Below are 18125 nucleotides of genomic sequence, written 5' to 3'. Positions count from 1 at the left end.
TAAAGTATGAAAGTGGAAACGCTTCCTGTCATTAAAGGAGAAAATAATTTGCCGAATTATGAAGAGGCATACGCGAATTTTAACTGGGAAGAGGTTAATAAAAATTTTACTTGGAATGAAACAGGACGAGTAAATATGGCGTATGAGGCAATTGATAAGCATGCGAAATCAGATCGAAAGAATAAAGTAGCACTTTATTATCAAGATGGATCGCGAAAAGAGAAATATACGTTTAAGGAAATGAAGGATTTTTCTAATAAAGCAGGAAATGTCCTGAAAAACTATGGCGATGTTGAGAAAGGCGATCGCGTTTTTATTTTTATGCCGCGTTCCCCAGAATTATATTTCGCACTTTTAGGTGCAGTGAAATTAGGGGCAATTGTTGGACCATTATTTGAAGCATTTATGGAAGGCGCAGTTCGCGATCGTTTAGAAGATAGCGAAGCGAAGGTGTTAATTACAACTCCTGAATTGTTAGAGCGCATACCATTAAATGATTTACCTGCTTTAAAAACAGTCTTCCTTGTTGGAGACAATGCAGAAGAAGGCGGTAAAACTGTAGCGTTCAATCCTTTATTTGAACAAGCTTCAAAAGAATTACATATCGAGTGGTTAGGCCGTGAAGACGGTTTAATTCTACATTACACATCTGGTTCTACTGGTAAGCCAAAAGGCGTCCTTCATGCTCAAAACGCAATGGTTCAGCACTATCAAACAGCGAAATGGGTATTAGATTTAAAAGAAGATGATGTATATTGGTGTACAGCTGACCCAGGCTGGGTAACTGGAACAGCTTACGGTATTTTTGCACCGTGGTTAGTGGGAGCATCAAATGTTATTTTAGGCGGGAGATTTAGTCCAGAGGCATGGTATGAAGCGTTACAAGATTACGGTGTAACAGTTTGGTATAGTGCACCGACAGCGTTCCGTATGTTAATGGGAGCTGGACAAGACGCAATTAAAAAATATGATTTATCACAAGTGCGTCACGTATTAAGTGTTGGTGAGCCATTAAATCCAGAAGTAATTCGCTGGGGTATGAGCGCATTTGGACTTCGTATTCATGATACGTGGTGGATGACAGAAACAGGTGGACAAGTTATTTGTAACTATCCTTGTATGGAAATCCGTCCAGGTTCAATGGGGAAACCAATTCCGGGTGTGAAAGCAGCGATTGTTGATAATGAAGGAAATGAAGTGCCTCCATACACAATGGGGAACTTAGCAATTGGTAAAGGTTGGCCATCTATGATGCGTGGAATCTGGAATAACCCACAAAAATATGATTCTTACTTCATGCCGGGAGATTGGTACGTATCAGGTGACTCTGCTTATATGGACGAAGATGGATACTTCTGGTTCCAAGGACGTATTGACGATGTAATTATGACGTCAGGTGAGCGTGTTGGTCCGTTTGAAGTAGAAAGTAAATTAATCGAGCATGCTGCTGTAGCAGAAGCTGGTGTAATTGGTATTCCTGATCCAGTACGCGGGGAAATCATTAAAGCATTTATCGCGCTTCGCGTGGGATACGAACCATCTGAAGAATTAAAAGAAGAGATTCGTCAATTTGTGAAAAAAGGCCTAGCAGCTCATGCAGCTCCAAGACAAATTGAATTTAGAGATAAATTACCGAAAACGAGAAGTGGTAAAATTATGCGCCGTGTATTAAAAGCTTGGGAGCTAAACTTACCAACAGGTGACTTATCAACGATGGAAGATTAAGAAGGAAGGGTCTGAACAAGTAATATGTTCAGACCTTTCTTTTTTTATGTTATGATGTAGTTGTTCAACTTATATATACGAGTTAAAGGGGATAGTATGATGAAAACAGAAAAAGAAAAGATGATACAAGGGGAAATGTACATACCGGCTGATCCCGTTTTAGTAAAGGACAGGGAGCAAGCTCGTATATTAACGAGAAAATTAAATGAAACACCAGAAGTAAAACTAGAAGAACGTAGTGCAATCGTAAAAGAACTATTCGGAACGACTGGAGATAACATTCATCTTGAATCTTCTTTTAGATGTGATTACGGTTATAACATTCACGTTGGTGAAAACTTTTACGCAAACTTTGACTGTACGATTTTAGACGTATGCCCAGTTACAATCGGAGTGAACTGCATGTTAGCTCCAGGTGTTCACATTTATACAGCAACGCACCCGCTTGATCCAGTAGAGCGCATAAGCGGATCAGAATACGGAAAACCAGTTACAATTGGCGATAACGTATGGATTGGCGGAAGAGCGATTATTAATCCAGGTGTAACAATTGGAGATAATGCGGTTATCGCATCTGGCGCTGTTGTAACGAAAGATGTGCCGGATCATGTAGTAGTTGGCGGAAATCCTGCAAAGATTATTAAAAAAATAAAATAATATTTGAACGAAGCGCCTTCCTCGTCTGTATACATTTATGAAAGAATAGATGAGGGAGGCTTTTTTATGTCTAATAAATTACTTCTTACTTTTGCTTTAATTGGAATTATAGTCGTATTTTCTTGTGGTCTTTTCTTACCGATACCAATTGGATATAGAGTATCAATGCTTACAGCTGGAGTTATAATGATTGTTATTTTTTCAATCCTTATTCCGTTTGATAAGAAGTATATTGTACGGAAAAATGGAAATGAAATTGATTTTACAAAAACAAAAATATATTTTCGTTGGAATGTATTTGACACTATTTCTGTCTGTCTTGCGTTGTATGCATGCATATGTGTGCAAGCGTTAAATATTTTAGTTGCAATGGGATTTACGATTCAAAACCCATATGTTCAATTTTTTACAAATCAATCACAATTGTGGGTTTTTATTGCAATTGCATATTTAATTTCCCGCATTTCGTTAACGTTAAAAGGAATAAAGGAGATCAAAAATCATGGCGCAGATTGGGATTGAGGAGGAGCTCATGCTTGCGTATCAAAGTGGAGATAAACAGGCGGGAGAAAAACTATATGTTTTGATCAAACCAACGCTATACACATTTTTGTATCGATTTAACCGAGATGAACAATTAAGTATCGATCTCGTGCAAGATACGTTTTTGACGTTAGAACGTAAGAAACATATGTATGAACCTGAAAAAGGCAAAATAAAAACGTATTTATTTCAAATTGGTTATCGTCTTATGATTAATAAATTAAATAGAAGAAAAAAGTGGCGTACGCTTTTGCCGTTTTTAGTGCCGATTCAGGAAAAAGAATTTTCTATCGAAGACCGGCTCACGGTAAGAGCCGCAATTTTGAAAGTTCCTGAAGAACAGCGGGCTGTCCTTATTCTTTCTTATCATCATGATATTCAGCAAAAAGAAATTGCAGAGATATTAAACATTCCCATTGGAACAGTGAAGTCGAGACTCCATAACGGGATAAAGAAACTGAAACAATTGCTGGAGGTGGATGAAATTGAGCGAAAATCCCTTTAAGAGTGAATATAAATTAAAACAGCATTTAGATAGTGACCATGTAGAAATACCGGATTTTCCAAAAACGGTAAGTCGCTTCGATCGATTAATCGGATTTCTTGGTTCTCCAGCGAAAGATCCTGTGGAGGCAACGATTGGAAATGATTTATCGGTTGTGTTTCATGTATCGTTATTAGTTGGAGTTCCAATTCTTTCTCTTATTACGATACTCTTTGCGACGTTGTAAAGGATTGGCAAGGAGAGAAACCCTACCTCTATTTGACACGCCTATATAAATGATGGTATAAAGAAAAGTATATGAATAATTGAGCGTGGAAAGGGAGAAGTAGTGATCATTTCCCTGTTTTAGAGAGCTGATGGTCGGTGGAAATCAGCACATAGATGATCGCGAATTACGCCCCTAGAGCATCTTTTTTCGATTGAATTGTATTCAAAAGGGAAAAGACGGTGCTAAGCCGTTATGTAAATAAGGTGGTAGGCTTTTTTTGTCTGCAACTAGGGTGGTAACGCGATGATCAAAATCGTCCCTTATTTAAAGGGGCGATTTTTTTATGTTTTCAACCTTCACGCCAGTAATGAACTTAAAGGAGAGTATGTAGGATATGGGTATTTTACAAGATCTTGAATTTCGCGGTCTAATTAACCAGCAAACAGATGCTGAGGGCCTTGAGCAATTATTAGAAAAAGAAAGCGTTAAATTATACTGTGGTTTCGATCCGACAGCGGATAGCTTACACATCGGTCATATGTTACCAGTATTAATGTTACGTCGTTTCCAATTAGCTGGTCACCAACCAATCGCACTTGTTGGCGGTGGTACTGGCATGATCGGTGACCCAAGTGGTAAAAAAGCAGAACGTACATTAAATACGAAAGATACAGTTGCTTACTACACAGAAAGCATTAAAAACCAACTTTCAAACTTCTTAGAGTTTGAAAACGTGGACAACCCAGCAACGATGGCTAACAACTATGATTGGCTTGGTAACTTAGATGTAATTTCATTCTTACGCGATATCGGTAAAAACTTCGGTTTAAACTATATGTTAGCAAAAGATACAGTAGCATCTCGTTTAGAAACTGGTATTTCATTTACTGAGTTTAGTTACATGATTTTACAATCATACGACTTCTTAAACTTATACCAACAACACAATTGCCGTCTTCAAATCGGTGGTAGTGACCAATGGGGGAACATTACAGCTGGTCTTGAATTAATCCGTAAATCAGAAGAAGATGCGAAAGCATTCGGTTTAACAATTCCGCTAGTTACCAAATCTGATGGTACGAAGTTTGGTAAAACAGAGGGCGGCGCAATTTGGTTAGACCCAGAGAAAACAACTCCTTACGAGTTCTACCAATTCTGGATCAATACAGATGACCGCGATGTAGTTAAATACTTAAAATACTTCACATTCTTATCTCATGAAGAAATTCTTGAGCTTGAGAAGCAAGTAACTGAAGCACCAGAAAAACGTGCAGCACAAAAATCATTAGGATCTGAAATGACAAAACTTGTTCACGGCGAAGAAGCGTTAGAGCAAGCAATTAAAATTTCAGCTGCATTATTCAGTGGCTCTGTAGCAGAACTTACTGCAAGCGAAATCGAGCAAGGATTCAAAGACGTACCATCTGTAGAACGTACTGCAGAAGATACAGTATTAATCGACTTACTTGTAGAAAGCAAAATTTCACCATCTAAACGTCAAGCACGTGAAGATGTAACGAACGGTGCAATCTACGTAAACGGTGAGCGTACACAAGCGTTAGACTACGTTGTAACAGAAAACGACCGCATCGAAGGTAAATTTACAATCATTCGCCGCGGTAAGAAGAAATATTTCTTAATTCGTTACTAATCAGAAAAGAATTTAAAACAAATAGTACCCCGAATGGGAGGCTGAAAAGTCTATCGTTCGGGGTTTTTATGTATGCATTTAAATTGCCTCATGATTTCTTTTAAATAGAATATGAAGAATTAATATGAGCATGTAAAGTAAGCTAATTAGCATAACGACAAATGCCTCGGGATAAAATTTTGCCGCATATATAAAGAAATCGATTTGATAAATATCGTCATAATGTGAAACGTACCCTTTAAAATAATTCGTGAACTTAGCGCTATATTTCCATTCATCAGGATAATCTATTAAATTACTCCCTTGATACCAACTCATAAGTGCTGAAGCAATAAAAAGCATACAGGCACTACCCAATTGAACCATTTGATTTATTGTCAAAATGAAACAACCTCCTATTTAATGGTTATTATAGCGTGCATTCGTATTCCTGTTACCTTTTTGTTGTAATCTCCTTTTCGAGTTCATACGGAAATCACATGTAAGCGATATGATAAACGTATAACAAATAGAAAGGAGTGGTAAAACAAAATGTCACTAGAAGCGCTCATTATTTTTTCTTTGCTAAATGCTGGTCAGCTTGCAGAGCATTCGAAGGTTGATGTACATAAAGAGCAGAAAGATGCTTATGTATATGTTCAAAAAGAGAAAAATAAATAATTTTAATATATAAATAAAAGCTACCAGAGAGAACGTTTTAGTTTCTTTGGTAGCTTTTTCTATTGAGATATAATTTGGAAGTAATGAAAAAAGGAGTAGTCTGAAAATGAAATGATTATATGTTTAAGGGAATAAGTATAACAGCATGTAATGAAGATGGATTATAAAATTTTGCACAATAAACGGAGCTAGTATTAAAGAGAATCCAATCGTTGGAATGAATAAAAGAGAAGTAAGGACGATTATCCATAACTCATGAAAAAACTTCCTTGAAGTACCTTACTATACATACGACATTTATATAAATAAAAAAAGCCCAGGACCCTTGGTAAACAAGGTTCCTAAGGCTTTTAATAATACTCTTTGCAGAGTACCGAGATTAACGAGAGTAGAACTCTACGATTAATGCTTCGTTGATTTCAGCTGCTAACTCAGAACGCTCAGCGTGACGAGTGTAAGTAGCTTCTAACTTATCAGCATCGAAAGTTAAGTATTCTGGTACGAAGTTGTTAACTTCGATCGCTTCTTTAACAACAACAAGGCTGTTAGATTTTTCGCGAACGCTGATAGTTTGGTTAGGTTTAACGCGGTAAGATGGGATATCTACGCGAGCGCCATCAACCGTGATGTGACCGTGGTTTACTAATTGGCGAGCTGCACGACGAGTGCGAGCTAAGCCCATGCGGTAAACTAGGTTGTCAAGACGAGCTTCAAGAAGGATCATGAAGTTTTCGCCGTGCTTACCAGGCATTTTACCTGCTTGGTCAAATGTGCGACGGAATTGACGCTCAGTCATGCCGTACATGTGACGAAGTTTTTGTTTCTCTTGTAATTGTAAACCGTATTCTGAAAGTTTCTTACGTTGGTTAGGACCGTGAGGACCTGGTGCGTAAGGGCGTTTTTCTAATTCTTTTCCTGTGCCGCTTAGAGAGATTCCAAGACGACGAGACAGTTTCCATGCTGGACCTGTATAACGAGCCATAGTTGACTCCTCCTTTAAAAATGTTTTTATTTTCGTAAAATAAAAACAGACGTAATCGATATTTACGGGTATTTTGTTTTCATGTACCTTCGCTCCAGCAGCAGGGAGTTACGAGATACACCTCCGCAGAGGAACAAAATACAAACGATAAACTCACATTACAAGGCTGCCTTTTTATTTTACACAAACGCTATTATATCTTTTACTTACAGTTTCGTCAAGAGACTCCCTTTTTGTTTTATGCAGATAAATTTTGGGAATTAACAAGAAGGAATTTAAAACAATATAAAAGAAGAGATAGAAACAGAAGTGAAACGCTTACATAAAATGTAGTGAAGACGTTCATCAGATTTTTCCTGGTGGATATGTGGAAATAAAGACATAAGGGGGATGTTTTTATGAAAAAGAAACATATAGAGACAGCATTAATTCATCACGGATATGAATCAAATGAAAATAAAGGGAGTTTAACACCACCTTTATTTCAAACTTCTACATTTACGTTTGAGACAGCACAGCAAGGAGAAGCGAGTTTTGCGGGAGAAGATCCATCTTATATTTATTCAAGGCTTGGGAATCCAACTGTGAAATTATTTGAAGAACGTATGGCTGTTTTAGAAGATGGAGAGGAGGCGCTGGCGTTCGGTTCAGGTATGGCAGCCATTTCAGCAACTTTAATCGGTTTTCTAAAGGCTGGAGATCATATTATTTGTTCAAATGGATTATATGGATGTACGTACGGTTTTTTAGAAGTATTAGAAGAGAAATTTATGATTACTCATTCGTTTTGTGATATGGAGACAGAGACTGATATTGAAAATAAAATTCGTCCAAATACAAAGCTCATTTTCGTTGAAACACCGATAAATCCAACGATGAAATTAATTGATTTAGAAAAGGTGATCGGGGTAGCGAAGCGCAATGATTTGCTTGTTATTGTTGATAATACGTTTTGTTCACCTTATTTACAAAGACCTCTTGAACTTGGTTGTGACGCCGTCGTTCACAGTGCGACAAAATATATTGGTGGTCACGGGGATGTTGTAGCGGGTGTAACAATTTGTAGAACGAAAACGTTAGCTGATAAAATTCGTCCGATGCGAAAAGATATCGGCGGTATTATGGCGCCGTTTGACGCGTGGTTATTGTTACGCGGATTAAAAACATTAGCAGTAAGAATGGATCGTCATTGTGATAATGCGGAAAAAATTGTATCGTTTTTGAAAAATCATGAAGCAGTAGAAGGTGTTTGGTATCCGGAGGGAGAATTAGCATCCCGCCAAATGAAACGAGGCGGGGGCGTTATTTCTTTTTCAATTAAAGGCGGAAAAGAGGAAACACAGTCGTTTATCAATGACCTCCATTTTATTACAATTGCCGTAAGTTTAGGTGATACAGAAACGTTAATTCAGCATCCAGCGACGATGACGCATGCAGCTATTCCAGCTGAACTAAGAAAAGAAATGGGTATTTTCGATAATTTAATACGCCTATCTGTCGGCTTAGAATCATGGGAAGATATCGTTTCTGATTTAGAACAGGCACTAAAGAAGATATCTACTGTGAGTAATCAATAAAAAGAGTGAGCTATCGGTTTCGTACGTTACGTACGTAATCGATAGCTCACTCTTTTCTTTATTAAATATGTTTTAGGAGTGTTTCCACAAACTTTTCTAAATAGTGCTGATCTACTTCATCGAAACGATTTTTTTCAGGACTATCAATATCAAGCACACCAATGATATTTCCTTCTTTCATAATCGGTACAACGATTTCAGAATTAGAGGCACTATCGCAAGCGATATGTCCTGGGAATTGGTGAACATCTGCTACAAGTTGCGTTGTTTTTGTTTCAGCTGCAACGCCGCAAACACCACGTCCGAACGGAATACGCACGCAAGCTGGCATCCCTTGGAATGGTCCAAGAACAAGTTGATTTCCTTCTGTTACATAAAAGCCAACCCAATTAACGCGATCTAAAAATTGATTTAATAGTGCGGACGCATTTGATAAGTTTGCGACTACGTTCGGTTCGCCAGTTAATAATGCATCCAGTTGTTTAATTACTGTCTCATATTGCTCTTCACGAGATCCTGCATAACTTTCTTTTGTAAACATGGAAACAACTCCCTTTTTAGCGAGATATGTAAAACGATAGCAAAATACGATGTATTTCACATGACTTTGTCGATAGAAAATTAAAGGAATTTGTCTTAAAAGTCAAGAAATTTAAACTATAGCTGTTCATTGAGAGGAAGTGAGCGCATGAAGCAGACGAAACAAAAGGTAATTGATGCGGCAATATCGTTGTTTAATACGAAAGGTTATGACGGGACATCAGTGCGAGACATTGCAAAGCGAGCGGATGTGAATGTAGCGAATATTTCATATTATTTTGCTGGAAAGCAAGGGTTATTAGAACAGCTTATTACTGATTTTTTAGAAGGATATATTCACGTAATTGAAACGTCATTTGAACAGAGAGAATATTTATCGGCTAAAGATGTGATGGTGCAAATGGTGCGCGGGATTTTACGATATCAATTTGATAATAGAGAACTGACACGTTTTTTTTATAGAGAGCTTTCGCTTGATACGACATTAATTCGTGAAGTGATGACCGTTTATTTTTCTAGAGAAAGATATTATATAGAGCAAATCATTAAACAAGGACAAATGAAGCAAGAATTTAAAAAGATATCTTTTACAATGTTTATGACGCAATTAAAAGGCATGATAAATATGCCGTTTTTATATCCACAATATATATCAGAGGTGCTACACTCATTTCCGTCTGAGACGTTTTTCTTAGAAATGTATACGAAGGAAATTGAGCAATGGATGGAACGAACATTATATAAAGCGAGTATGTATTATGAACTACCAAGAGCTGTTCATATGTGAAAAATCCCCACCTAACGAACTGAGGTGGGGATTTTTATATGTTGTTTTCTTTGCCATAAATTGTTGCATACTAGCGCAATAATTGTTAATGAGGCGCCGGCAATTTCTATGTTATCGACAGTATAACTTTGAAACATAGAACCGATAAGTGCAAGTACAGGAACTAAATTCATAAATAATATGCCGTTAATAGATGAAATATATCGATTTACCGTGTTCCAGCAAAATACAGTGATACATCCCGCAACAATCGACATATAAAAGAGTTCAAAACGAACGCTCATAACTGTATGTAGTGACGGTACAGAAATTATAATTGTGTAGGTATATTACCGAGTTTAGCGGCTCATTACATATCAAAGTGTAAAGACTTATTAGAGGATACATATGAAATAGAATGGAAAATTGAGCATACGAAAGTATTAATAGAGTTATTTAAAGAGTGAAAAATTGAAGCGATGTTCATCGATTCAGTAGTAGAAGGTGCTACATATATAAAAGAAATGCGGGAAGAAAAAATCGTTTGTGCTGTTTCAAATGATCAACCGTATAGAGTGAAAAAGGTAATCCGAATGGAAGAGTTGCAAAATGAACAGCTAATTGTATACCTAGAAATATGTGATGTAAGGAAAATGATTATGAATGTGTTTCAATGTATGGGCGCGAAACCAATAATTGCGGTTGAAACATCTTATGCAGAACCGATGATTGCGATGGTAGGAGCTGGACTTGGTATAACATTGCTTCCGGAAACCGCTTTACAGTAAGCCGTAATGCAAGGTAACGTACGTGCGATTTCTGTAGAACCATCACTAATGCGAAAGATTTATTTCGTCTCTCATATGAAAGAGAGCTCGTTATCCTGCATTAACTGCCCGTAAAAGTCTTACCTTTATTGCATTCATTTGAGGACGGATAATGGAATAAGTGGAATATTAAGAAATATTACAATCACATGTAAAGAAACATGAAATTTTAAAAAAAACTAGGTCAAAAACACGTCATTACATGGTATGATTAGAACATTGTTAGTTGTTAAATATAGGGGAATTCCCTTTTTATACATAATGCCTTCCATTTCATAAACGGAACGGACAAAAAAAGAGATATAACTAGGAGGCTTTTTTGCATGGATTCTATCCTGACGATCGTTATCATTGTAGTAAGCTCTATTCTAGTGCTGCTCATGATAGAGCTTGTGATAAGAAATCGTTCATATAAAGATATTGAAGTACTGGAGCAGTGGAAACAAGAGATAAAAGATAAACCTGTGGCAGATGAACTAAAGCGGGTAAAAGATTTAAATATGACAGGTCAAACAGAAGAGCTGTTTGGTAAATGGCGTGAAGAGTGGGATGAAATTGTATCAACAACTCTTCCGAAAGCTGAAAAAGATTTAGGGCAAGCGCGAAAATTCGCCTCGCAATTCTCCTTCCGCAAAGCAAAGCATGCGATGAAAGAATCCATAGGTGGTTTAGATGACGCTGATAATCGTATTACAGACATTTTAAATGAATTACAGCAACTGTTAGAAAGCCATGAGAAAAATAGCGCGGAAATTGAAGGGTTACGTGATACATATCGTAGTATGAAAAAGAGCGTTCTTGCTCATCGACACATGTATGGAGCAGCTGAGCAAAAAATTGAAGAGATGTTAGATGTTGAATCCGAGAAGTTCAAAACTTTTGAAGAGGCAACAGATAATGGTGATTATTTAAAAGCGAGAGAAATTGTTATTAGTTTAGAAGAAGGTTTAGCAAGTTTAGAAATCGTTATTCATCAAATTCCGGATTTATTGGTAGAGTGTCAAGCGACATTACCAGTTCAGCTGGAAGATTTATTACAAGGCCATGATGATATGATAAGACAAGGCTATGTATTAGAGTATTTGGAAATCCCTAAAGAAGTCCGCGATATGACGACACAACTACACACATGTTTAATGGATATACAGGAACTTCATATAACAGAAGCAGCAGAAAAAGTAGAGAACTTAAAAACTCGTTTAGACAGTTTTTATGATCAACTTGAACAAGAAGTGCATGCGAAACATTATGTGGAGCAAAAAACACTGTCTGTTTATGAAGATTTAGAAGAAATTCGTACAGAAACAATTGAAACGAAAATAGAAACACAACTTGTGAAACAAAGTTATCAATTACAAGACAAAGATATTGAGTCACAAAAAGTAATTGAAAAGCAAATGCATATTTTAATGAAACGTTTTGAAGTGTTACAAATACGCGTTGCTGAACAAGATATTGCATTCTCTATCATTCGTGAGGAACTAGAAGAGGTTTATGAGCAATGTGAAACTTTAAAAGTACTTCATGCAGAATATAAAGAAATGCTGCAAACGATGCGCAAAGAAGAATTTGAAGCACGTGAGAAGTTACAAGAAATGCGAAATACAATTTTTGAGACGAAACGTTTTATGCAAAAGTCGAATTTACCAGGTCTTCCAGAGAGTATTATGGAAGATTTACAAAAAGGGCAAATGGCGATGCAAGCTGTATATGAGCAATTAGAAGTAAAGCCGTTAAATATGAATACTGTAAATAGCAGTTTAGAAGAAGCATACACAGTTGTGAATGGTGTATCTGAAATGACAGAAGAATTAATTGGACAAGCTTATTTAGTTGAAAAACTAATTCAATACGGTAACCGATACCGCAGTCATGATGAGAATCTTGCAGAAAGCTTAAATTATGCGGAGAAATTATTCCGTGAATATCAATACGATGCAGCTTTAGAACAAGCGGCTTCTATATTAGAGCAACTTGAACCTGGTGTTGTTCAAAAAATAGCTGAATATGTAGACAATGAGCAAACCCTTTAATAAAGGGTTTGTTTTTTTGTGTAATTTTGAAGTCGATGTTGCTATAATGAATAGCGGAATACAGTAAGGTTGTTCGTTTCAAAATAAAGTGAAACTTTAATCATTGGGAGGGGGCCATTCCCCCACTGATTATTAGCCTTCACCAATCGGGCATTTACGGGCAGTGGATTTCCCACTTAACTTCTTTGCTCCAGCTGAATTTTGAGGTGGGAGTCTTACTGCCCACAAATAGCGGGATAAAGTGAAACCATAAGTGATGGGGTTTCATCCACCACTGATTATTAATCTTCACCACTCAGTATGCCTGCAAATGGCCGGGGGAAATGTACACTTTTATATAAAAACGGAACCTTTGAGTAGTCTTAGCGTAATTACACGTATTTGTGATATGATTATATGATGTGATAGCGCTGAAAGGGGAAGAACGATGATCTATTTTGATAATAGTGCGACGACGAAGCCATATCCAGAAGCGCTTCAATCGTACGTAACGGTTGCAGGGAAATATTTTGGTAATCCTTCTTCTATTCACTCGCTTGGAGGAGAGGCAGAGCGTCTATTAACACAATCGAGAACGATTGCGGCACAGCTCCTTCACGTTAAACCTTCTGAAATTATTTTCACATCAGGTGGAACGGAAGGGAATAACCTTGCGATTAAAGGGATAGCGATGAGGAATCGTTCGCGCGGCAAACATATCATTACAACAAATATTGAACACGCGTCTGTGTTTGAAGCATATAAACAATTAGAAGATCTCGGTTTTGATGTAACGTATTTACCGGTTAACGAGCATGGTGTTGTATCGGTAGAAGATCTAAAACGAGCACTTCGTGAAGATACGATTCTTGTGTCAATTATTCACGTGAACAACGAGACTGGAGCGATTCAGCCCGTTGCTGAAATTGGAACATTATTAACGAACTATCCGAAAATAAGATTCCACGTGGACCATGTACAAGGGATAGGAAAAGTACCACTTGATTTATACGCTTCTCATATTGACCTTTGTTCAATATCTGGACATAAATTTCATAGCGTAAAGGGGACAGGTCTTCTTTACGTACGTGATGGTGTAAGATTAGATCCAATCTTATCAGGTGGTCAACAAGAGCTCAAGTATCGTTCAGGTACAGAAAATTTACCTGGTATTGTAGCGATGGTGAAAGCACTTCGTATGACGATGGAACAAGTGAAAGAAAAGATAGTTCATTTGCAAAATTTACAAACAGAGCTGGTCCGTTTCTTTAAAGAGATGGAAACTGTAACGATTAATACATCACTTAAATATACGGCACCGCACATTTTAAATGTATCATTTGTCGGTTTAAAACCAGAAGTAGTCGTTCATGCTTTAGAAGAGCATGGTGTATATGTATCGACGAAGTCTGCTTGTTCTTCAAAAGCAAATGAAGTGAGCAGAGTACTAGTGGCAATGGGAGTACCGCACGCCGCAGCTACAAGTGCGATTCGCATTAGTCTAGCACCAGACAACACGATGGAAGAAGTAAAACAATTTGAAGGTATTGTTAAAGAGACGATGCCAAAATTATATGAAGTGATGAGGTAAAGAAATATGATGACATATGAATATATTTTAGTTCGTTATGGAGAGATGACGACAAAAGGAAAGAACCGTTCTAAGTTTGTAAGTACGTTAAAAGATAATGTGAAATTCAAATTAAAAAAATTCCCAAACATTAAAATTGATGCAACACATGATCGTATGTACATTCAGTTAAATGGTGAAGATCATGAAGCAATTTCTGAAAGATTGAAAGATGTATTTGGTATTCATAAGTTTAACTTAGCAATGAAAGTACCATCAGAATTAGAAGATATTAAAAAAGGTGCATTAGCAGCTTTCTTACAAGTAAAAGGTGATGTGAAAACATTTAAAATTACAGTGCACCGCTCTGATAAGCGCTTCCCAATGAAGACGATGGAGTTACTTCCAGAAATCGGTGGGCACATTTTAGAAAATACAGAGGATATCACAGTAGATGTTCATAATCCAGATGTGAATGTACGTATAGAAATTCGCAGTGGTTACAGCTATATTATGTGTGGTGAGCACATGGGAGCTGGCGGTTTACCAGTTGGCGTTGGCGGAAAAGTAATGGTACTTCTTTCTGGTGGTATCGATAGCCCGGTAGCAACTTACTTAACGATGAAACGCGGCGTATCTGTGGAAGCAGTTCACTTCCATAGTCCACCTTTCACAAGCGAGCGCGCGAAACAAAAAGTAATCGATTTAGCACAAGAGTTAACGAAATACTGTAAACGTGTAACACTTCACCTTGTTCCATTTACTGAAGTGCAAAAAACGATTAATAAAGAAATTCCATCTAGCTATTCTATGACAGTTATGCGTCGTATGATGATGCGTATTACAGAGCGTATTGCAGAGGAGCGTAATGCACTTGCAATTACGACTGGTGAAAGTCTTGGACAAGTAGCGAGCCAAACGTTAGATAGTATGCATACGATTAACGAAGTGACAAACTATCCTGTTATTCGTCCGCTTATTACGATGGATAAATTAGAAATTATTAAAATTGCAAAAGAAATTGGAACGTATGATATTTCAATTCGTCCATATGAAGACTGCTGTACAGTATTTACACCAGCAAGTCCATCGACGAAACCGAAGCGTGAGAAAGCAAATCGTTTTGAAGCGAAGTACGATTTTACGCCGTTAATTGAAGAGGCTGTAGCGAACAAAGAAACAATGGTATTACAAACAGTAGAAGTAGTGGCTGAAGAAGAAAAATTCGAAGAACTTTTCTAAAACCATAAATTACCATATCTAAAACGTGTATGAAGTCATGTTATTTATCACACTCTATACTCACAAGGAGGTGATATAACATGTCACGTAGCACAAATAAATTAGCGGTTCCTGGTGCTGAATCAGCATTAGACCAAATGAAATACGAAATCGCTCAAGAGTTTGGTGTTCAACTTGGAGCTGATGCAACAGCTCGCGCTAACGGTTCTGTTGGTGGTGAAATCACTAAACGTCTAGTTTCACTAGCTGAGCAACAATTAGGCGGTTACCAAAAATAATCCCATATACGATGGCTTAGAAAGAGCGGGTTCTCCCGCTCTTTCTTTTTGTCGTTTTCGTCGTTATTTGCCGATGAATCGTTATGTTAAAAACATCGTCGCTATACATTCATACATCAATTCGACATAAATATAAAAAAATTGTCAAAAGAAGAGGGTTCAAAATTTACTGAAAATTCTTTATTATATAAGGGAGGCATAGAAATAAAGGAGGATGTTATATGAAGAGAGAGGAATTGTTAGCGCCGCCGTCTTATAATTTAGTTTCGGAAATAGAGAAATATACGAGTGATAAAGAGAAGCTTGCTTTAATTTGGCAAGATGATAAAGGGAATAGACGAGAGATTACATATTTTGAATTAATGCAAGGTGCGAATAGAATTGGAAACGCTTTTATAAAAAGTGGCTTACAAAAAGGGGACAAGCTCCTTATTATGATGCCGCGCTTAATTGAAGCTTACATGACGTATATTGCTGCGATTAAAGCAGGATTTGTCGTTATTCCAAGCTCAGAAATGTTGCGTAAAAAAGATATTGAGTACCGTATTGGGCACGGAGAAGTGAAAGCAATTGTAAGTTACGAACCGTATATTGGACAATTCGACGGCGTAGAAGCGGTGGAATCTCTTCAAAAATTCGTTTTGAGCGAGCGTTCAGTAGATGGTTGGAAAAATTTAAAAACAGCATTAGAAACAGAAAGTGACATGTTAGAAATGGCGAAGACAGATAAAGAAGATATGGTCTTTTTATCTTATACGTCAGGGACGACAGGAAATCCAAAAGGAGTTGTTCATACGCATGCATGGGCATACGCTCATTTACGTACAAGCGCTCCGAACTGGCTCGGAATTGAAGGAAATGATGTTGTATGGGCAACGGCTAGTCCAGGTTGGCAAAAGTGGATTTGGAGCCCGTTTGTAGCGACTCTCGGTTCAGGTGCAACAGGATTTGTATACAATGGTAAGTTTGAACCAAAAACGTATTTAAATTTATTAGGCGATAATAAGGTGAATGTGCTTTGTTGTACGCCGACTGAGTATAGATTAATGGCAAAGGTAGAAAATTTAAGTGAGTACAATTTAGAAGCGTTACATAGCGCTGTATCAGCTGGTGAACCGTTAAACAGGGAAGTTATTGAAACGTTCCAAAGGCATTTTGATATTACGGTAAGAGACGGTTATGGGCAAACGGAAAACACATTACTCGTTGGGATAATGAAAGGGATGGACATTAGACCAGGATCAATGGGAAAACCGACGCCAGGGAACCATGTTGATATCGTAAATGAAGAAGGAACTCCTGTACAGGTAGGAGAAGTTGGTGATATTGCAGTTCACATTGAAACACCAGCACTCTTTAAACAATATTATAAAGACGATGAGCGCACAGCGATGCAATTCCGCGGTGATTATTATATTACCGGTGATAAAGCGAAAAAAGATGAAGAAGGCTATTTTTGGTTTGAAGGTCGCGGTGATGATATTATTATTAGCTCTGGTTATACAATCGGACCGTTTGAAGTCGAAGATGCACTTGTAAAACATCCATATGTAAGAGAATGTGCGGTTGTCGCAAGCCCTGATGAAATTCGCGGAAGTGTCGTGAAGGCATTTATCGTATTAAGAGAGAATATAGACAAGAACGAAGAAACATTAATTCCAGTGCTCCAACAACACGTCAAAGAATTGACTGCACCATATAAATACCCTCGAAAAATTGAATTTGTAGATGAACTACCAAAAACGATTTCCGGAAAAATTCGCCGTATTGAACTTAGAAAACAAGAAATGGAGCTTCCTTCAAAATAATTTTGAAAATAGGGAAGTAAATAGTTGAATGAAATGTAAAACGATGATATTATAAAAACGAACACAAGTTCGATTTTATAAATTTAAAAAAGAGGTGTCCGTATGATTTTAGGTATTAATCCGTACTTAGTTTTAGATGGTAGTGGGCAAGAAGCTGTACAGTTTTACAAAGAGGCGTTAGACGCAAAAGTAGAAGTAATGCAAACTTTTGGTGACATGCCTGAAAATCCAGAATACCCAATTCCAGCTGAAGCGAAAGAGCGCGTTTTACATGCTACTTTAAAAGTTGGTAATACGGACCTTATGATTTCTGATACATTCCCAGGTCAAGGGCATGCAATCGGATCTCAAGTAACAATCGCAATTCAAATTAATAATGCAGAAAAAGCGAAAGAAGTATTTGATAAGTTACAAGAAGGTGGAGAAGTTATTATGCCACTTCAAGAAACTTTCTGGAGCCCAGCATACGGACAAGTAAAAGATAAATTTAACATTGAATGGCAAGTTACAACGAACCCTACTGAACAAAATTAATTTTTGGGAAAGCACCATTTTTAATCGAAATGGTGCTTTT

18 protein-coding genes, 2 pseudogenes and 1 other annotated feature are annotated in these 18125 nt (G+C 37.3%); of the genes and pseudogenes, 16 read left to right on the top strand and 4 right to left on the bottom strand.

Features of this window, described 5'->3' with window-relative positions; translation table 11 throughout:
* Positions 1-6: 6 nt before the first annotated feature.
* From acsA to tyrS, 6 genes are all read left to right on the top strand, one after another.
* The gene (gene acsA / locus NSS97_RS23615; RefSeq protein WP_016102955.1) at positions 7-1725 is read left to right on the top strand and encodes an acetate--CoA ligase; all 1719 of its coding nucleotides are present in this window, start codon (positions 7-9) and stop codon (positions 1723-1725) included.
* A gap of 99 nt (positions 1726-1824) precedes the next feature.
* Complete coding sequence (locus NSS97_RS23610; protein WP_044442147.1) at positions 1825-2382, top strand: maltose acetyltransferase domain-containing protein; 558 nt, start codon at positions 1825-1827, stop codon at positions 2380-2382.
* Positions 2383-2448: 66 nt separating this feature from the next.
* Positions 2449-2904 carry a hypothetical protein gene (locus NSS97_RS23605; protein ID WP_107887369.1) on the top strand — a complete coding sequence of 152 codons (456 nt, stop codon included), beginning with the start codon at positions 2449-2451 and terminating at the stop codon, positions 2902-2904.
* Positions 2885-3430 carry an RNA polymerase sigma factor gene (locus NSS97_RS23600; protein ID WP_044442151.1) on the top strand — a complete coding sequence of 182 codons (546 nt, stop codon included), beginning with the start codon at positions 2885-2887 and terminating at the stop codon, positions 3428-3430. The genes NSS97_RS23605 and NSS97_RS23600 overlap by 20 nt, the downstream gene beginning before the upstream one ends.
* On the top strand, positions 3411-3656 hold the full coding sequence (locus NSS97_RS23595; protein WP_001293781.1) for a hypothetical protein: 246 nt from the start codon (positions 3411-3413) through the stop codon (positions 3654-3656). The genes NSS97_RS23600 and NSS97_RS23595 overlap by 20 nt, the downstream gene beginning before the upstream one ends.
* A gap of 77 nt (positions 3657-3733) precedes the next feature.
* Positions 3734-3962: a binding site (T-box leader), on the top strand.
* Positions 3963-4032: 70 nt separating this feature from the next.
* Entirely contained in the window at positions 4033-5289 is a 1257-nt protein-coding gene (tyrS, locus tag NSS97_RS23590) for a tyrosine--tRNA ligase (RefSeq protein WP_044442161.1), read from the top strand.
* Positions 5290-5367: 78 nt separating this feature from the next.
* Here tyrS and NSS97_RS23585 read toward each other — a convergent pair whose 3' ends face one another.
* Positions 5368-5670: a YjdJ family protein gene (locus NSS97_RS23585; protein WP_044442163.1), complete on the bottom strand. Its 303-nt coding sequence runs from the start codon at positions 5668-5670 to the stop codon at positions 5368-5370.
* Positions 5671-5820: 150 nt separating this feature from the next.
* Here NSS97_RS23585 and NSS97_RS23580 point away from each other — a divergent pair, with 150 nt between their 5' ends.
* A complete protein-coding gene (locus tag NSS97_RS23580; RefSeq protein ID WP_044442165.1) occupies positions 5821-5949 on the top strand; it encodes a hypothetical protein in 129 nt (42 codons plus the stop codon).
* A gap of 379 nt (positions 5950-6328) precedes the next feature.
* Here NSS97_RS23580 and rpsD read toward each other — a convergent pair whose 3' ends face one another.
* Complete coding sequence (rpsD, locus tag NSS97_RS23575; protein ID WP_002015568.1) at positions 6329-6931, bottom strand: 30S ribosomal protein S4; 603 nt, start codon at positions 6929-6931, stop codon at positions 6329-6331.
* Positions 6932-7329: 398 nt separating this feature from the next.
* Here rpsD and megL point away from each other — a divergent pair, with 398 nt between their 5' ends.
* On the top strand, positions 7330-8508 hold the full coding sequence (gene megL / locus NSS97_RS23570; protein ID WP_044442168.1) for a methionine gamma-lyase: 1179 nt from the start codon (positions 7330-7332) through the stop codon (positions 8506-8508).
* Positions 8509-8569: 61 nt separating this feature from the next.
* Here the strand turns inward: megL and NSS97_RS23565 are convergent, their stop codons facing one another.
* On the bottom strand, positions 8570-9049 hold the full coding sequence (locus NSS97_RS23565; protein ID WP_002138633.1) for a GAF domain-containing protein: 480 nt from the start codon (positions 9047-9049) through the stop codon (positions 8570-8572).
* Positions 9050-9196: 147 nt separating this feature from the next.
* On the opposite strand from NSS97_RS23565, the gene refZ reads away from it, so the two are divergent.
* Complete coding sequence (gene refZ / locus NSS97_RS23560) at positions 9197-9835, top strand: forespore capture DNA-binding protein RefZ (RefSeq protein WP_044442170.1); 639 nt, start codon at positions 9197-9199, stop codon at positions 9833-9835.
* 11 nt (positions 9836-9846) lie between these two features.
* On the opposite strand, the pseudogene NSS97_RS23555 reads toward refZ, so the two are convergent.
* Positions 9847-10161: pseudogene (locus NSS97_RS23555) on the bottom strand (EamA family transporter); the annotation flags it as partial.
* Here NSS97_RS23555 and NSS97_RS23550 point away from each other — a divergent pair.
* The 7 genes and pseudogenes from NSS97_RS23550 to NSS97_RS23520 form a co-directional block, all read left to right on the top strand.
* Positions 10156-10716 (top strand): annotated as a pseudogene (locus NSS97_RS23550) (LysR family transcriptional regulator substrate-binding protein); the annotation flags it as partial. The pseudogenes NSS97_RS23555 and NSS97_RS23550 sit on opposite strands and share 6 nt — an antisense overlap.
* A gap of 248 nt (positions 10717-10964) precedes the next feature.
* Positions 10965-12674: a septation ring formation regulator EzrA gene (gene ezrA, locus NSS97_RS23545; protein ID WP_341114145.1), complete on the top strand. Its 1710-nt coding sequence runs from the start codon at positions 10965-10967 to the stop codon at positions 12672-12674.
* Between the two features lie 427 nt (positions 12675-13101).
* Positions 13102-14244: a cysteine desulfurase family protein gene (locus NSS97_RS23540; protein WP_044442174.1), complete on the top strand. Its 1143-nt coding sequence runs from the start codon at positions 13102-13104 to the stop codon at positions 14242-14244.
* A 6-nt stretch (positions 14245-14250) separates the two neighbouring features.
* A complete protein-coding gene (gene thiI, locus NSS97_RS23535) occupies positions 14251-15465 on the top strand; it encodes a tRNA uracil 4-sulfurtransferase ThiI (protein WP_044442175.1) in 1215 nt (404 codons plus the stop codon).
* 80 nt (positions 15466-15545) lie between these two features.
* Entirely contained in the window at positions 15546-15743 is a 198-nt protein-coding gene (locus tag NSS97_RS23530; protein WP_000091640.1) for an alpha/beta-type small acid-soluble spore protein, read from the top strand.
* 221 nt (positions 15744-15964) lie between these two features.
* A complete protein-coding gene (gene mbcS, locus NSS97_RS23525) occupies positions 15965-17551 on the top strand; it encodes an acyl-CoA synthetase MbcS (RefSeq protein ID WP_002034333.1) in 1587 nt (528 codons plus the stop codon).
* 102 nt (positions 17552-17653) lie between these two features.
* Complete coding sequence (locus NSS97_RS23520) at positions 17654-18085, top strand: VOC family protein (protein ID WP_016092432.1); 432 nt, start codon at positions 17654-17656, stop codon at positions 18083-18085.
* Positions 18086-18125 lie beyond the last annotated feature (40 nt).

Source organism: Bacillus sp. FSL R12-0074 (assembly GCF_038005725.1).
GTDB classification, from domain to species: Bacteria; Bacillota; Bacilli; order Bacillales; family Bacillaceae_G; genus Bacillus_A; species Bacillus_A mycoides.
Note: the sequence above shows the minus strand (reverse complement) of the source record. Positions and strands in the feature narration are given on the sequence as shown.

Coding starts and splice junctions, on each gene's coding strand:
- acsA (WP_016102955.1), top strand. CDS start 7: ATGAAAGTGGAAACGCTTCCTGTCATTAAAGGAGAAAATAATTTGCCG.
- NSS97_RS23610 (WP_044442147.1), top strand. CDS start 1,825: ATGAAAACAGAAAAAGAAAAGATGATACAAGGGGAAATGTACATACCG.
- NSS97_RS23605 (WP_107887369.1), top strand. CDS start 2,449: ATGTCTAATAAATTACTTCTTACTTTTGCTTTAATTGGAATTATAGTC.
- NSS97_RS23600 (WP_044442151.1), top strand. CDS start 2,885: ATGGCGCAGATTGGGATTGAGGAGGAGCTCATGCTTGCGTATCAAAGT.
- tyrS (WP_044442161.1), top strand. CDS start 4,033: ATGGGTATTTTACAAGATCTTGAATTTCGCGGTCTAATTAACCAGCAA.
- NSS97_RS23580 (WP_044442165.1), top strand. CDS start 5,821: ATGTCACTAGAAGCGCTCATTATTTTTTCTTTGCTAAATGCTGGTCAG.
- rpsD (WP_002015568.1), bottom strand. CDS start 6,931: ATGGCTCGTTATACAGGTCCAGCATGGAAACTGTCTCGTCGTCTTGGA.
- megL (WP_044442168.1), top strand. CDS start 7,330: ATGAAAAAGAAACATATAGAGACAGCATTAATTCATCACGGATATGAA.
- NSS97_RS23565 (WP_002138633.1), bottom strand. CDS start 9,049: ATGTTTACAAAAGAAAGTTATGCAGGATCTCGTGAAGAGCAATATGAG.
- refZ (WP_044442170.1), top strand. CDS start 9,197: ATGAAGCAGACGAAACAAAAGGTAATTGATGCGGCAATATCGTTGTTT.
- ezrA (WP_341114145.1), top strand. CDS start 10,965: ATGGATTCTATCCTGACGATCGTTATCATTGTAGTAAGCTCTATTCTA.
- NSS97_RS23540 (WP_044442174.1), top strand. CDS start 13,102: ATGATCTATTTTGATAATAGTGCGACGACGAAGCCATATCCAGAAGCG.
- thiI (WP_044442175.1), top strand. CDS start 14,251: ATGATGACATATGAATATATTTTAGTTCGTTATGGAGAGATGACGACA.
- NSS97_RS23530 (WP_000091640.1), top strand. CDS start 15,546: ATGTCACGTAGCACAAATAAATTAGCGGTTCCTGGTGCTGAATCAGCA.
- mbcS (WP_002034333.1), top strand. CDS start 15,965: ATGAAGAGAGAGGAATTGTTAGCGCCGCCGTCTTATAATTTAGTTTCG.
- NSS97_RS23520 (WP_016092432.1), top strand. CDS start 17,654: ATGATTTTAGGTATTAATCCGTACTTAGTTTTAGATGGTAGTGGGCAA.